11 protein-coding genes and 1 pseudogene are annotated in these 14101 nt (G+C 68.6%); 2 read left to right on the plus strand and 10 right to left on the minus strand.

Annotated features, from left to right (window positions below):
- Positions 1-40: 40 nt before the first annotated feature.
- Positions 41-1771 (minus strand): proline--tRNA ligase, encoded by a 1731-nt coding sequence (locus tag L5G33_RS06875; RefSeq protein WP_236997648.1) that lies wholly within the window; start codon positions 1769-1771, stop codon positions 41-43.
- A gap of 60 nt (positions 1772-1831) precedes the next feature.
- Between L5G33_RS06875 and L5G33_RS06880 the strand changes: the two genes are divergently transcribed.
- Positions 1832-2581 (plus strand): YaaA family protein, encoded by a 750-nt coding sequence (locus L5G33_RS06880; RefSeq protein ID WP_236997416.1) that lies wholly within the window; start codon positions 1832-1834, stop codon positions 2579-2581.
- A 56-nt stretch (positions 2582-2637) separates the two neighbouring features.
- Here L5G33_RS06880 and L5G33_RS19485 read toward each other — a convergent pair.
- From L5G33_RS19485 to L5G33_RS06900, 5 genes and pseudogenes are all read right to left on the minus strand, one after another.
- Positions 2638-2994 (minus strand): annotated as a pseudogene (locus tag L5G33_RS19485) (GNAT family N-acetyltransferase); the annotation flags it as partial.
- A gap of 143 nt (positions 2995-3137) precedes the next feature.
- Complete coding sequence (locus tag L5G33_RS06885) at positions 3138-4736, minus strand: DUF222 domain-containing protein (protein ID WP_236997417.1); 1599 nt, start codon at positions 4734-4736, stop codon at positions 3138-3140.
- Positions 4737-4921: 185 nt separating this feature from the next.
- The gene (locus tag L5G33_RS06890) at positions 4922-5377 is read right to left on the minus strand and encodes a hypothetical protein (RefSeq protein WP_236997418.1); all 456 of its coding nucleotides are present in this window, start codon (positions 5375-5377) and stop codon (positions 4922-4924) included.
- Entirely contained in the window at positions 5374-6594 is a 1221-nt protein-coding gene (gene cobA / locus L5G33_RS06895; protein WP_236997419.1) for a uroporphyrinogen-III C-methyltransferase, read from the minus strand. Before cobA ends, L5G33_RS06890 begins: the two co-directional genes overlap by 4 nt.
- A 76-nt stretch (positions 6595-6670) precedes the next feature.
- The gene (locus L5G33_RS06900) at positions 6671-7642 is read right to left on the minus strand and encodes an acyl-ACP desaturase (protein WP_236997420.1); all 972 of its coding nucleotides are present in this window, start codon (positions 7640-7642) and stop codon (positions 6671-6673) included.
- A 99-nt stretch (positions 7643-7741) separates the two neighbouring features.
- Here L5G33_RS06900 and L5G33_RS06905 point away from each other — a divergent pair, with 99 nt between their 5' ends.
- Entirely contained in the window at positions 7742-8410 is a 669-nt protein-coding gene (locus tag L5G33_RS06905) for a response regulator transcription factor (RefSeq protein WP_236997421.1), read from the plus strand.
- Between the two features lie 20 nt (positions 8411-8430).
- Here the strand turns inward: L5G33_RS06905 and L5G33_RS06910 are convergent, their stop codons facing one another.
- The 4 genes from L5G33_RS06910 to L5G33_RS06925 are packed head-to-tail and all read right to left on the minus strand — an operon-like array spanning position 8431 to position 14096.
- Entirely contained in the window at positions 8431-10062 is a 1632-nt protein-coding gene (locus L5G33_RS06910; protein WP_236997422.1) for a GAF domain-containing sensor histidine kinase, read from the minus strand.
- Complete coding sequence (locus L5G33_RS06915) at positions 10059-11471, minus strand: cobyrinic acid a,c-diamide synthase CobB (RefSeq protein ID WP_236997423.1); 1413 nt, start codon at positions 11469-11471, stop codon at positions 10059-10061. The genes L5G33_RS06910 and L5G33_RS06915 overlap by 4 nt, the downstream gene beginning before the upstream one ends.
- A complete protein-coding gene (cobO, locus tag L5G33_RS06920; protein WP_236997424.1) occupies positions 11468-12085 on the minus strand; it encodes a cob(I)yrinic acid a,c-diamide adenosyltransferase in 618 nt (205 codons plus the stop codon). Before cobO ends, L5G33_RS06915 begins: the two co-directional genes overlap by 4 nt.
- A 55-nt stretch (positions 12086-12140) precedes the next feature.
- Positions 12141-14096: an AAA family ATPase gene (locus L5G33_RS06925; protein ID WP_236997425.1), complete on the minus strand. Its 1956-nt coding sequence runs from the start codon at positions 14094-14096 to the stop codon at positions 12141-12143.
- Positions 14097-14101: the final 5 nt, after the last annotated feature.

Genomic DNA, 14101 nt, shown 5'->3' on the forward strand with positions numbered 1-14101 from the left:
AGCCAGTTGGCCCCGGCCCCGGTCCTCTGGGGAATGCGCGTCAGCGGCGCACAGCCCGCACGATGGCGTCTTGCGCGCCGTCGACCGGCACTTCGGTCGACTCTCCGCTGAAACGATCACGGATTTCGACGGCGCCGTTGGCCCAGCCGCGCCCGACGACCACGACGACGGGCATGCCGAGGAGCTCGGAGTCCTTGAACTTCACGCCCGGCGACGCTTTGCGATCGTCGAGCAGGACCGAGAGTCCGGCGGCGTCGAGTTTCTCGGCGAGCTCGCCTGCGCCGGCGATCGCGACGTCGTCCTTGTTGGCGATCACGAGGTGTACGTCGAACGGCGCGACCTCGCGCGGCCAGCGCAGCCCCTTCTCGTCGTGCATCTGTTCGGCGAGGACCGCAACCATGCGCGAGACGCCGAGCCCGTATGAGCCCATCGTCACGCGGACCGGTTTGCCGTTCTCGCCGAGGACGTCGAGGCCGAAGGCGTCGGCGTACTTGCGGCCGAGTTGGAAGATGTGGCCGATCTCGATGCCCTTGGCCGATTCGAGAACCCCGGCTCCGTCGGGCGACGGATCGCCGTCGCGGACCTCGGCGGCTTCGATCACGCCGTCCGGCGTGAAGTCGCGGCCTGCGACGAGGTTCACGTAGTGACGGCCCTGCTCGTCGGCTCCGGTGATCCACGACGTGCCGTCGACGACGCGCGGGTCGACCAGATAGGTGAGCTCTGCGGTTTGGACGCCCTTCGGGCCGATGTATCCCTTGACGAGTGCCGGATTAGCGGCGAAGTCGGCGTCGTCGAGGAGTTCGACTTCGCTCGGCTCGACCGATGCTTCGAGACGTTTGAAGTCGACTTCGCGGTCGCCGGGCACGCCGATCGCGGTGATCTCCCAGTCGCCGCCGGGCTGACGGATCTTGACCATGACGTTCTTGAGCGTGTCGGCGGCCGTGTAGTCGCCGTCGAGGGTCGCGTCGGCCCAGGCGACGAGCGACTCGATAGTCGGGGTGTCGCCGGTCTCGTACGACACGGCGGCCGGCAGTCCGTCGAACGGTAGCGCGTCGGGCCCCGTGGTGGCGACGGCTTCGACGTTAGCCGCGTAATCCGATTCGGTGCTGCGGACGAATGTGTCCTCACCGACGTCGCACACGGCGAGGAACTCTTCAGACCTGCTGCCGCCCATCGCTCCCGCGGTCGCCCGCACGATGACATATTCGACGCCGAGCCTGTCGAAGATCCGTTGATAGGCGGCGCGGTGCTTGTCGTAGGACGTCTGCAACGCGTCGTCGTCGAGGTCGAACGAGTACGAGTCCTTCATGACGAACTCGCGCCCGCGCAGCAGGCCGGCGCGGGGACGCTCCTCGTCGCGGTACTTGGTCTGCACCTGGTAGAGGATGACGGGCAGATCCTTGTACGAGCTGTACTCGCCCTTCACCAGTTGAGTGAAGATCTCCTCGTGGGTCGGGCCCAGGAGCATGTCCGCACCCTTGCGGTCCTTGAGTCGGAAGAGGTTGGGACCGTACTCGGTCCAGCGACCCGTCGCCTCGTACGGGTCACGCGGAAGCAGCGCGGGCAGCAGGATCTCTTGCGCGCCGATCGCGTACATCTCCTGGCGCACGAGGCTCTCGACGTTGCGGAACACCTTGAGCCCCAACGGCAGCCACGAGTACACACCAGGTGCGCTGCGTCGGATGTAGCCGGCGCGCACCAACAGCTTGTGGCTCGGCACCTCCGCGTCGGCGGGGTCGTCTCGAAGCGTGCGGAGGAACAGGTCGGACATGCGTGTGATCACGGTGTACCAGCTTAGTTGTGGCGCCTACGGGTTCGTTAGGGTGGTCGCGTGCTCGTGATCCTGCCTCCTTCGGAGACCAAGTCCGACGGCGGGAAGTCCGCCCCGCTCGACCTTGACTCGTTGTCGCTGCCGGAGTTGAACGCCGTTCGACGCCGTATCGCCAACGCGGTCGTCGAACTCGCGGGCGATCTCGCAGCCTCACGTACCGCCCTCGGTCTCGGTGCCACGGACGCTGCGATCGCCGAGGTGGCACGCAACGCCGAACTGTGGAGGGCGCCGACGCGTCCAGCGATCACGCGCTATACCGGCGTGCTGTACGACGCCCTCGATTATCCGGGTATGACGCGGGCGTCAAAGGCGAAGGCCGCCGACAGGCTGATGATCGGGTCGGCGCTGTTCGGTGTGGTGTCGGCGACCGACCTGATTCCGGCGTACCGCTTGTCCGGCGGCTCCAAGCTGCCCGGGTTAGGAACCCTGGGTGCGGCGTGGAAGCCTGCACTGTCGCCTGCCCTCGATGCGCTCGACGATTTCGTCGTCGATCTGCGGTCGGGTGTCTACCAGAAGCTGGGACCGGTGGACGGCGCGGTGTCGGCCACCGTCGTCACCGAGTTGGCCAACGGCTCACGCAAGGTGGTCAGCCATTTCAACAAGCATCACAAGGGTCTCGTCGCGCACGAGCTGGTGCGGACGCGCCGCACCGTCCGCGATGTCGACGGACTCGCCGCAGTGCTCTCGGACGCGGGCCAACGCGTCGAGATCACGTCGCCAATCGAGATCACCGTGGTGACCGAGGGCTGATCTGGCGAGGACCGGAGGGCGCTCAGGTCGCCGGGGTAGGCGCCGATAACGTCTGCACCCTTCTCGACGGCGTATTCGACAGCGCCGTGCAGGAGCCGCTGTCCGATCCCGCGGCGTCGGCGGCCGCCACGCGTCCGGAGGCAGAAGATCGTCCACGGGTCGCCGTCGCTGGTCGGCGGATACGTGCTGTGATCGGCCATGGCACGGATGTCGCTGCGTCTCGCGACGCCCGCCCAACCCACGACGTCGCCCACCTCGTCGTATGCGAGAACTCCCGGTTCGGGACGACGACCGCACAGCTCGAACACCGCTTGGCGACGGGCCTCGGCGTCGAGGTTTGTCGCGGAGGCCCCCAGTCGGTAGGTGGGGCACCAACATGCGATGGCGTCGGGCCGACGTTTCGGCCCGAGCATGGTCTCCACGTCGTCGAACACGTCTTGGGTCGCAGCGCGGAAGGTCAGGTTCGGTACGTCGGACACGTTCCCTCCTCTCCCTTGTTCTCAGGGTCCTTGTTCTCAGGGTCCCTCGTCTCGGCGCGGCCCGCGACCGGTGCGCATCAGAACGGCGGCTCGCCCCAATCGTGGGCCGAGGCGGCGACGCGGGCCTGTTCAGCTTCTCGCGCCCGGCGATTGGCCGCGCGGACCCGCATGCGATAGCGGTGTTTGGCCCGCGTGCGCGAGTAGGGGCGGTCCGGGCCTGCGCCGAACTCGATCGTCGGGGATTCGACGATCGGGCCGTGCGTGCACGGGATCAACCCGAGTTCGGGCAGCAGCCACGAGTTCATCGCGCGCGAACGCGTGGTCATCCCGTCGGGCGAGGTGATCTCGACCCAGAACACGCCGTTCGCGTCGACGATCAACTCGTCGACCCACCCGGGGACGTGAGTCTTCAAGCCGTGATGGAATTCGCACTTGGGCGCCAGGTTGCACGCGCACGTCGGTCCGCCTGCGCACGGGTCAGAGTGGTCGAACTCGACGACGTGGTCGAGGTCCGACTCGTATGCGGGCCGGTCGCACCCGACCCACGAGCACTGGCCGTGGAGGGCGCGGATCGCCGCGTCCGCGGCGGCTGTCGGACGGTACGGATTTCCGGCCTGCGCCATCCCACCGAGCAGGTCGCCGAGGTCGAGGTCGCGGACCACCGCGTCGGACCGCTGCGCCAGCTCCCGGGCGTGCGGAGCCGAGATGGGCCCGAATCCGTCGAGATAGGCAGGCAGATCGGACTGTCCGGACAACGTCTCGCCGCGCACCACGACGTGCAGGACGACCCGCTTGCAGCGGGCTGCGACGGATTGTTCGTCGAGTTCGGCGGCGCAGTCGTCACGACCGCACTCGCAGACGAACGGCGTGCCGTTGATGCGCGCGATCGCCGCGTCGCTGCGACGCTCGTTCTTGGTGCGCGGATCGTTCGAGCACACACCGCTGATGATCGCGTCAACCACCTTCTTCGACACGGCCACGTCAGCGGCGTCGGCGGTGACGACGAACTCGGACAGTGCCTCGTTGACCGGGTTGACGGCGACCCTCTTCGAAGCCCTCGCCGCTGCACGCGTGCGTCGAGCCGCATCCGGGTCGAACTCGGCGACGACTGCCGCGACGATCGATTCGACGATCGCGCGCGAGAGCTTGCCCGCTTCTTGCAATCGCAGCGCGGCCTCGGCGTCGATCGCCGCGAGCACGTCGACGTCGTCGACCAGCGCCACCTGGGCGAGCACACCGTCGAAGAAGTACGGCGTGAGGACGCCGTCGCGCATGAGCCTGCCGAGCATCGGGGCCTCGTCGATGCACCGCTCGGCATTCTCCACGAACCGCTCCGCCGTGTGCTGACGTGCACCCGCAGCCTGCGCGTACAACGTCGCCGTCTGGCAGATCGGGTCGTAGACGCGCGTGAACACGTCGGCCGCCTGCCCGTCGGCACTGACCTCGTCGGCGGCGGCCACGGTCATCCGCCGCAGCCGATTGACGGCCTCGAACTGATACCACCGGATGAGACCGGCGAACCCGTCCGCGCGGGCAGCGAACGCCGCCAGCGCAGCGCGCTCATCGCGCGAACCCGCCTCCCCCTCAGGCCGCGGGACCCGAATGATGATCGCGTCGTCGGTCACCTCCACCGAGGAACCCGCGACACTGGCCGGGCCGGTCATCGTGGTGGTCATGGCACTCCCCCCGTGTTCGAACTTGTGTTCTATATTACAGTGTCGAACACACGTTCGCAAGGAGTCGTGATGTATGGCGCCGTGATGTACGGCGGCGTGATGTACAGCGACGACGAATGACGCGCGAGCGGTCGTCGAGCGCACAAAGCGACTTCGGCCAGCGCTCAGAGCACCTGTTCGACCTGCTACTTGGCTTGCGGGAAGAACCACTGGTCGTCGTCGGCTTCACCCGGTTCGTCGTCGTCGATGCTGACGTCGACGACCTCGTCGAGCTGAGCCCTTTGCGCGCGGAGCCGACCGTAGCCGTACGCGGCCGCCATGCCGATCACTCCGGTGACCAGACCGATCACCATCTGGACGTCGCCCGACTCGGTCCCGGCGTCCGCGGAGATCCGGTAGATCCAACCGTTCAACGCGGTGACCGCGAGCGCTCCGAACACGAGTGGAGCGACGATCGTGGTCCACGTGCTCGGCGCGAGCGGTTCGATCCCCGCGCGACGCCGATACACCTGCCAGCACGACATGACGATCACCGCGAGGGCGATCAACGCGGCCGTCTGGGCCGGATGGACGAACCACGAGACGATCGCCGCGACCAGAAGTAGCGCGCCAGTCAACCAGCCGACGATTCGAGCGGTCACAGCGGCACCGCGCGGTCGGCGTCGGTGAACCCGGCGACCGGCCCGATCACCGCGATGGCGGGCGCGATCAGATTCTGTTCGCCCGCGACCCGAGCGGCATCGGCGAGATCAGCGCGAATGAGCCGCTGGTCTGGGCGGGACGCGTTCTCGATGAACGCCACCGGCGTCGCACCGGGACGACCGCCGTCCAGCAAGGCCTGCGCGAAGGCGTCGATCCGCTTGACCGCCATCATCAACACGATCGTGCCCCGCAACCTGGCGAGAGCACTCCAGTCGGTCAACGAGTCCGGATGGTCGGGCGCGACATGCCCGGAGACGACGACGAACTCGTGCGCCACTCCGCGGTGCGTCACCGGGATGCCCGCGAGTTCCGGCGCCGAGATCGGGCTCGTCACGCCGGGCACCACCGTCACCGGGACACCCGCGTCGACACACGCCTGCAGTTCCTCGAATCCCCGGCCGTAGACGTACGGGTCACCGCCCTTGAGTCGGACCACGAACTTCCCGGCCTTCGCGCGCGCGACAAGGATCTCGTTGATCTTCTCCTGGCGCATCGCGCGGCCGTACGGAACCTTCGCGGCGTCGATCAACTCGACCTGCGGTCCTAGTTCGTCCAGCAACGAGACCGGAGCGAGTCGGTCGGCGACCACGACATCGGCCTCGGCCAACAGGCGACGCCCGCGCACCGTGATGAGGTCGGCGGCGCCTGGACCGCCGCCGACCAGTGCGACGCCGGGCGCATGGCTCACGCTCTCGGTGACGGTCAACGACGAACCGTCGGCGAACGCCGCGGTGATCGCGGCACGAACCGCAGCCGAACGACGGTGATCGCCGCCGGCGAGAACACCGAACTGGAGGTCACGATGGTGGCCGGACGCCGGCGTCACCGCGGTGCCCGCCTTCCCGTCATCGGCGCGGACACAGAACACCCGCGCCTCCGTCGCCTCGGCGACGACTGCCGCGTTCACGTCGGGGTCGTCGGTGCACGCGATCGCGTACCAGGCGCCGTCGAGGTCCCCCTCCGCGTACGCGCGTTGATGCACAGTGATCGCAGGCTCCGATTCCACCGTCGGCGTCGGATCTATTGCGATCACATGCACGTCGGCTCCGGCCGCCACAAGATTCGGGATCCGACGCTGAGCGACACTGCCGCCTCCGACGACGACCACCCGGCGTCCACGCAGGTCGAGTCCCGCCAGATAATGAGCTTGCACCATGGCAGTCCAGCCTAGTCTGGCGTGTGGTCTCGACTGCGCTCGACCGGTGGTGAGAGGATCGACCGCGCGTGTGCGTTCAGGCGGATCTCGCGGCGCGCGCGAGGGCGCGAGCCCTCGACTCCTCGAAACGCGCGACCTTCACGTCCATCTGAGCCAGATAGTCCGCGAGCTTCTCGCGGTACAGCTCACCCAGCGGACCGAAGTCGTCGCGGTCGAAGATCCGCCATTTGCGCAGCACCGGCATCACGACCTCCGCCATGTGCTGCGGCAGATCGTAGATCCCACCCTTCGCGATCAAGACGGCGTTGCGGCGGAAGTTCGGCATCGTCGACCCGGGCATGGCGAAGTTGCTGACGATCGCGTGGATCGCGACCACCGCCTGGTCCGGCACCACCTCGAGCGCCGCCGAGACGATGTTCCGGTAGAAGAGCATGTGCAGATTCTCGTCGGCGGCGACGCGCTGCAGCATCCGGTCCGCTATCGGGTCTCCGCACGCCTTGCCGGTGTTCCGGTGACTGACCCGCGTGGCCAACTCTTGGAAGGAGACGTAGGCGACGGCGAACAACATGTCAAAACTGTGGTCGCGCTGGCCGTCGTCCTCGGGCAGCGGGTTGAAGCCGTGCGTCATGTGCTCCATGCGGATGTTCTCGAGCTCGACCGGGTCGACACCGCGTGTCACCACGAGGTAGTCGCGCATCACGATGGAATGCCGGTTCTCCTCCGCGGTCCACCGTCCCACCCAGAAGCCCCACGCATCGTCGAGACTGAAGTTCTCAGCGATCACCCGGTGATAGGACGGCAGGTTGTCCTCGGTGAGCAGGTTTGTGATCATCGCGGCCTTCGCCGTCTCCGACAGCTGCGACTGCGCCGGATCCCAGTCGACGCCGCCGAGCGCCGCGAAGTTCCGTCCGTCGTCCCACGGAACGTAGTCGTGGGGATGCCAGTCACGCGTCATGCGCATGTGCCGCTCCACCTCCGTCTCACAGGCGGGAAGCAGTTCGCGGAGCAGATCCGATCCAGTCATGGATGAGCCGATGAGAGTGGTCATGCCTCCACTCTCGCGTGTCGCGTCGACTCGCGCCCGGGGCGAAAGTCCTGACCCGCCGGGGCCCCGAGTCCCGCCCTCACCTGCGGTAATCTGGCTCCCATGAGTTCAGTGCAATCGCAGTCACCACATCGCCGGGTCCGGGTGTTCCTCGTCGACGATCACGAACTCGTCCGACGCGGACTCCGCGACCTGTTGTCGACCGCTCCCGACCTCGACGTGGTCGGCGAGGCGGCGACCGTCGGCGAGGCCCGGGTCCAGATCGCGGCGACCGCGCCCGACGTAGCAGTCCTCGATGTCCGACTCGCCGATGGCAACGGGGTGGAGCTATGCCGCGACGTCCGCGCCGAGAACCCGGCGATCCACTGCCTCATGTTGACGAGCTACGCCGACGACGACGCGCTCCTCGCGGCAGTGCTCGCCGGAGCCTCGGGTTTCGTCCTGAAACAGATCCTCGGCCACAACCTGATCGACGCGGTCCGGACCGTCGGCCACGGCGGATCGCTCCTCGACGCGAAGAGCACGTCGGCGCTCCTGGCGAAGCTGCGCCAGGGCGAGCCGACCGATCCGATCGCCCAGCTCACCGCGCAGGAGCGAGAAGTGTTCCAGCTCATCGGTGAAGGCCTCACCAACCGGCAGATCGCCGATCGGATGTTCCTCGCCGAGAAGACGATCAAGAACTACGTGTCGCGGATCCTGTCGAAACTCGACATGCAGCGCCGCACCCAGGTCGCCGTGCTCGCCACCGAGCTGCGTGGCCGCGAGCACTGAACCGGCCGCGGCCCGAGTAGTCACCCCAGCGGGGCGGTCCAGGTGATCGTCGTCCCACCGCCAGTACGCGCCGCGATCGTGAAGACGCCGTCGCAGTCGTCGGCGCGCCGCGCCAGATTCCGCAGACCCGATTGGGTGACGTCCGCCGGAATACCGCGTCCGTTGTCGGTGACCTCGACGGTCACCTCTTCTGCGGCGACGATGCGCACACTGATCAAGTCCGCGCCCGAATGCCGGAGAGCGTTCGACAGTCCTTCGCGCAGCACCGCCTCGATGTGCGGCGACAGGGTCTCCGGCACGACTGTGTCGACCGGCCCGACGAATACGACGTTCGGGCTCATCGACGCGTGCGCGGCCAGCTCGGAGACCACGTCGAGCACCCGACGACGCAGCGTCCGGGTCTCCTCGCCGCCAGGCAGGCTCTGCAGGTCGAAGATCGACGTGCGGATCTGCGCGATGGTCGCGTCGAGATCGGTGACGATCTGATCCATCCGCGCGTCCAGGTCGGGGTCGCCGACCGCGGGCCGCATGGCCTGCATCGACATGCCGATCGCGAATAGGCGCTGAATCACCAGGTCGTGCAGGTCGCGGGCGATCCGATGACGTTCGGCCAGCAGTGTCATCTCGCCGGTGAGCCGCTGCTGTTCGGAGTACGCGATCGACAGGGACGCGACACGCGCGACCCCCGCCATGCCCGCCCACTCCTCTGCCGTCCAGAACCGACGTTCGGTGTGGGTCAGGACCAGTGCACGGAACTGGCCGGGCTCGCTCTGCACCGGCTGCACCGTCACCCAGCGCGCACCATGCCGCAGCCAGCTGCGTTCGATGTCGAAATGGCGGAGAGCCAGTACCCCTCCCGCCGCCTCGACGACGGTCGCCAGATCGGTGACGTCGACCTCGTCACCGGTGTGTGCGTCCAACCGCGATCCCGTCACGATGTACACGTCGGCGGCGTCGGTGAGCGCCGCGACGTCGCGACACATGCCGTCGAGCGTCTCGTCGACGGAGATCCCGCGCAGCGGCTCGCTGCCCCGGTCGGCGAGCAGTTTCATCCACCGCATCCGCGTCTGCGCGCCCTCGTACGATCGGGCGTTGTCGACGGCGATGCCCGCCGCGACAGCGAGGACACCGACGATCGTCTCGTCGAGTTCGGTGAACTCGTCCGCCCCCTGCTTCTCAGTCAGATAGATGCTGCCGAACAGCTCACCGCGCACGATGATCGGCGCACCGAGGAACGTGTCCATCGGCGGGTGGTTCGGCGGGAATCCGACCGACGACGGATGATCGGACAGCCGCGGGATGCGGAGCACCTCGGGATGGTGCAGCAGCTCCCCCAGCACACCGCGACCGACGGGCAGCGGCCCCATGTGCACACGTTGCTCAGGCGTGATGCCGGTGTACACGAACGCCTGCAGGCTCAGTTCCGGGCCGCGGACGCCGAGCGCACAGTAGCGGGCGTCGAGGACGGCGGCCGCCACTTCCACGATCCGTTGCAGCGCGGCATCGATCTCGAGCCCCTGGCCGACCAGGAGCACCGCCTCCAGGACGTCCCGCAGTGCGGTCGGATCGTTGCCGTCCTTGGCGGCGAGCGCGTCGACGGCCGCACGGACCTCGGTGAACGCCTTGCTGTCGATACGTCGGCGGTCGGTCATCGTCCCGCCTGATCCAGGAGAGCGTCCCGGGGTGCCCGAACCGTTCGGGTCGCCTGGACGAACCGTCCGACGGCGTGTGGGACGCCTGCCGGGTGGACGTGCAGATAGGAGGCGTGGACGCCGCGCGCGACCACACCGTCGACGGCATTCCCGTCGACACCGCGCCAGGCCCACGCTGGGGTGCGTTCACCGGCGAAGTCGACTGTGCTGCGGTGGAACTCGTGTCCAGTCACGCGCTCGCCGGTCCGGTAGAGGACAGAGTCCGCCACGGCGACGGCGTCGCGGTAGCCCAGGGTGAGCCGGGGCCCGAAGGCGCCGACCGCGTCGACGGCCCCGACCATCGGGTGCGCGTCGAGCATCGACGTCAGGTACAGCAGTCCAGCGCATTCGGCGTGGACCGGCCGGCCCGCGGCGACATGCGCCGCCAGGTCGCGGCGCAGACCGTCGTTCGCGGCCAGGTCGGCGGCATGCTCTTCGGGGAAACCACCGCCGATGACGACGCCTGCGGTGTCGGCAGGCAGGCGATCGTGCAGCGGGTCGAAGCCGGCCACGTGGGCACCTGCCGCCGCCAACAGTTCCGGGTGTTCGGCATAGCCGAACGTGAAGGCCGCACCGTGCGCCACGGCGATCACCGGTCCGCCTGCGACGCGGTGGTCGGCCATCTCGTCGTCCGCCGACCAACGCGCGGCCGATGTTCCCGACGCCGATCTCGCCAGCCGTACGAGGGCGTCGACGTCCAGACCCGAGCCGACCTTGTCGGTGATGGCGGCGACGGCCGCCACCGCGTCCCCGCTGCGCTCGGCCGCGGGGATCAGCCCGAGGTGGCGGGACGGCACCGTCAACGCCGCATCGCGTCGGACGACTCCGAACACGGGTAGACCGACGCGGTCGCACGACTGCCGGAGCACCGCCTCGTGTCGATCCGAGCCGACCCGGTTGAGGATCACGCCTGCGACGTGGACGGCCGGGTCGTACGCGACGAAGCCGTGCAGGAGCGCGGCGAGCGACTGGCTGTGGCCCCCCGCGTCGACGACGAGGATCACCGGCGCCCCGATCAGCGTCGCGACGTGTGCGGTGGAACCGACTCCGAGGGTGCCGGGATCATCGGTGATCCGGCCGTCGAAGAGCCCCATCACGCCTTCCACTACCGCGATGTCGGCGCCGACGCAGCCTGCCGCGAACAGCGGTCCGATCCGGTGCTCGCCCACCAGGTTCGGGTCGAGGTTGCGTCCGGGCCTCCCCGCGGCCAGCGCGTGGTAGCCGGGGTCGATGTAGTCGGGCCCCACTTTGAACGGCGCGACGGTGTGCCCCGCGGCGGCGAGCGCGCCGACGAGGCCGGTCGTGATCGTCGTCTTACCGCTGCCCGACGCGGGGGCTGCGATGACGACGGTCGGTGGTGCGCCTTTCACCACTCGACGCCCTTCTGGCCTTTGCGTCCGGCGTCCATCGGATGCTTCACCTTCGTCATCTCGGTGACGAGGTCGGCGGCGTCCATCAATGTCTCGGGCGCGTACCGGCCGGTGATGATCACGTGCTGCCGCCCCGGACGCTCCCGAAGTGCTGCGACGACCTCGTCGACGTCGATCCAGCCCCAGTGCAACGGATACGTGAACTCGTCGAGGACATAGAAGTCGTGCTCGGCGGCGGCGATCCGGCGTGAGATCTCCGTCCACCCGGCACGGGCTGCCTCGGCGTGGTCGGCTTCGGCATCCTCGTTCTTACGGATCCACGACCAGCCCTGTCCCATCTTGTGCCATTGGACGGGACCGCCCTCGCCGGTCTGCTCGTGAAGTCGTCCCAGCGTGAGCAACGTCGACTCCTCGCCGACCTTCCACTTGGCGCTCTTGACGAACTGGAACACGGCGACGTCCATGCCCGCGTTCCACGCCCGCATCGCCATTCCGAACGCCGCCGTCGACTTGCCCTTTCCGGGTCCGGTGTGGACCCCCAGGACGGGCTGGTTACGACGTTGACGGGTGGTGAGCCCGTCGTTCGGCACGGACTCGGGGACTCCTTGAGGCATGCGTTCTACCCTAGCCAGGAACCCCGAGTTGATTACCCCCGGCCTGATGGCGGTATCAGGCGACGCCGCGCACGCGGCCGGCGAGGCCGACGTCGGCGAGGTCGGCCAGCGGCACGTACTCGGCGCCGAGACGGCGGGCAAGGGAGACCGCGGTTCCGAGCTTGACGAAACCCTGTTCGCAGTCGACGACGACACTCGCCACGCCGCGTCGGGCCACGTCGTCGGCCGCGGCCTCGGCTCGACGGGCGGCGTCTTTTCCGCCGGTCGCACGACCGTCCGATACCACCACGAGGAGCGGTCGTCGCTGTGGATCGGTGCGTGCGGCACGGTCGATGACTTCGACGCTGCGCATGAGTCCTTCGCCGAGCGGCGTCCGACCGCCGGTACGGACTTGGGCCAGGCGCGCGACCGCGATGTCGACCGACCGAGTCGGCGGGACCGCAATATACGCGTCCTTCCCGCACGCGACGACGACCGACACCCGGTCGCGCCGGGTGTACGAGTCGCGGAGGAGTTCCACGCACGCGTCCCGCACGGCCGCCAGGCGTGATCGCGCCGTCATCGACCCGGACAGGTCGACGAGGAACACGACGAGATTCGATTCGGTACCGACACGTTCGGCGCCACGCAGATCCGACGGCTCCACCGCGGGCATCCCGTCGCCCGCGCTGCGCCGTGCCGCCGACAAGACCGTGCCGAAGAGGTGGACGGGTGTCCTCGCACCGAACTCGATGTCGCGGACCGTCGCGCCGCGCGTGCTGCGCGCCCGCGACCGACGTCCCGGCTCCCCGTCGCCGACGCCCGCGGCACGGAACGTGCGGATCCGCGCACTGCCGGAGCCTGGTGTCGCCCCGAACTGCGGGCCGGTCGCTCCCCCGCCGCCCGGCGGATCGTTGTCGGGACCGTCCGGGTCGGGGCCGTCAGGGTCGGGGCCGTCAGGGTCGGGGCCGTCAGGGTCGGGGCCATCGGTACCTGGGCCATCGGTACCTGGGCCATCGGGGTCGGGCCCGTCAGGATCGTTCTCGCCTGTCTCGTTCTCGCCCGTCTCGTCGCGTGCAGTTGTGTCGTCGCTTGCCGCTTCGTCTCCGGCGCCCAGTGCTTCGTCGAGCTGTTCTTCCGACATCGACGAGTCGTCGAACGGGTTCCGGCGACGACGGTGCGGCAGCGCCAGCTCGGCGGCGATGCGGACGTCGTCCTCGTTGACCTCCACGGCACCCCGCCAGGCGGCGTGTGCGGAAGCGGTCCGCGCCATGACGATGTCGCCGCGCAGACCGTCGACGTCCAGGTGCGCACAGATCCCCGCGATCCGCCGGAGTTCAGCGGTGGGCAGGGCGACGGTCGGCAACAGTGCGCGGGCCTGCGCGATCCGCGCAGACAGCGTGTCCTCGGCGACCCGATGGTCGGCGGTGAAAGCGTCGGGGTCGGCGTCGTACGCCATTCGGGAGGTCACGATGGACACGCGTTCGTCCACATCGCGCGGTCCCGCGACGTCGACGACGAGCCCGAACCGGTCGAGCAGCTGAGGCCGCAGTTCGCCCTCTTCCGGGTTCATGGTGCCGACGAGCACGAACTTGGCCGACTGCGTATGCGAGACCCCGTCACGTTCGACGGTCACCCGGCCGCTCGCCGCGGCGTCGAGCAGAACGTCGACGAGGTGATCTGACAGCAGGTTGACCTCGTCGATGTAGAGGACTCCGCCGTCGGCCTGTGCGAGCAGGCCGGGCGTGAAGTGCGCCTGCCCGTCGCGCAGCACTCGCGTCAGGTCCAACGACCCGACTACTCGGTCTTCGGTGGCGCCGATCGGCAGTTCCACGACGCGAGACGTTTCGCCGAGCAGTGGTGCCAGACCGCGCACGATCGTCGATTTCGCAGTGCCCTTCTCGCCGCGGATCAGCACACCGCCGATACCCGGCGACACGGCCGACAGGACGAGCGCGAGCTTCAGCCGATCCTGGCCGACGACCGCGCTGAACGGGAAATGTGCGCCAGAGGCCGACACGAGGTCAGGCACCGATC

Source organism: Gordonia liuliyuniae (assembly GCF_021738805.1).
In the GTDB taxonomy this organism is placed as follows: domain Bacteria; phylum Actinomycetota; class Actinomycetes; order Mycobacteriales; family Mycobacteriaceae; genus Gordonia; species Gordonia liuliyuniae.

What these genes read in the sequence shown, in the direction of transcription:
- L5G33_RS06900 (WP_236997420.1), bottom strand. Translation starts at nt 7,642, where the DNA reads ATGACCACTCTCATCGGCTCATCCATGACTGGATCGGATCTGCTCCGC.
- L5G33_RS06910 (WP_236997422.1), bottom strand. Translation starts at nt 10,062, where the DNA reads ATGACCGACCGCCGACGTATCGACAGCAAGGCGTTCACCGAGGTCCGT.
- L5G33_RS06885 (WP_236997417.1), bottom strand. Translation starts at nt 4,736, where the DNA reads ATGACCACCACGATGACCGGCCCGGCCAGTGTCGCGGGTTCCTCGGTG.
- L5G33_RS06905 (WP_236997421.1), top strand. Translation starts at nt 7,742, where the DNA reads ATGAGTTCAGTGCAATCGCAGTCACCACATCGCCGGGTCCGGGTGTTC.
- L5G33_RS06875 (WP_236997648.1), bottom strand. Translation starts at nt 1,771, where the DNA reads ATGTCCGACCTGTTCCTCCGCACGCTTCGAGACGACCCCGCCGACGCG.
- cobA (WP_236997419.1), bottom strand. Translation starts at nt 6,594, where the DNA reads ATGGTGCAAGCTCATTATCTGGCGGGACTCGACCTGCGTGGACGCCGG.
- cobO (WP_236997424.1), bottom strand. Translation starts at nt 12,085, where the DNA reads ATGCCTCAAGGAGTCCCCGAGTCCGTGCCGAACGACGGGCTCACCACC.